Annotated in this window: 1 protein-coding gene; it reads left to right on the top strand. The window is 63.2% G+C overall.

Going from position 1 to position 714, the window contains the following annotated elements:
• Positions 1-714 (top strand): IS21 family transposase (gene istA / locus Q668_RS15915; RefSeq protein ID WP_022990631.1); only part of this gene is annotated, 714 nt, incomplete at both ends.

Genomic DNA, 714 nt, shown 5'->3' with positions numbered 1-714 from the left:
GCCGAGGCCACCTGGAGCCAGTCTCTACCGGACTGGATCGCCTCCCACCAGCGGATGCTGGCGTTCTACGGTGGCGTGCCGGAACTGCTGGTTCCGGACAACCTCAAGGCAGCAGTCACCAAGGCGGACCGATACACGCCTCAGATCAACGAGACCTACGCGGAACTGGCGGCCCATTACCAGACGGCGGTACTGCCGGCACGTCCCTACAAGCCCAAGGACAAGGCGAAGGCCGAAGCCGCTGTGCTGCTGGTTGAACGCTGGATCCTGGCCCGGTTACGACACCGGACATTCTTCTCACTGGCCGAACTGAACTCGGCGATTGCAGACCTGCTACCAGCACTGAACCAGCGCCCGTTCCAAGGGCGCTCCGAGAGCCGCCAGAGTCTGTTCGAGGCACTGGACCGACCCGCACTCAGACCACTGCCTGCCACGCCCTATGTCTATGCTGAGTGGCGCAAGGCACGACCGGGTATCGACTACCACATCGAGATCGACAAACGCCTGTACAGCGTGCCTCACGCCCTGGTGGGGGTGAAGCTGGATGTTCGGGTGACCGATACGTCCGTTGAGGTCATGCACAAAGGCCAGCGGGTGGCTCTGCACCCACGGCATGGCAAAAGCCGCTTCGTGACCCTGACCGAGCACATGCCCAAGTCCCACCAGGCTCATCAGAACTGGTCGCCGGGCCGGTTCCTGAACTGGGCCACGGAC

This window comes from Marinobacter sp. ES-1, assembly GCF_000475255.1.
In the GTDB taxonomy this organism is placed as follows: Bacteria; Pseudomonadota; Gammaproteobacteria; order Pseudomonadales; family Oleiphilaceae; genus Marinobacter; species Marinobacter vinifirmus.
This window is presented reverse-complemented; position numbering and strand designations above follow the sequence as displayed.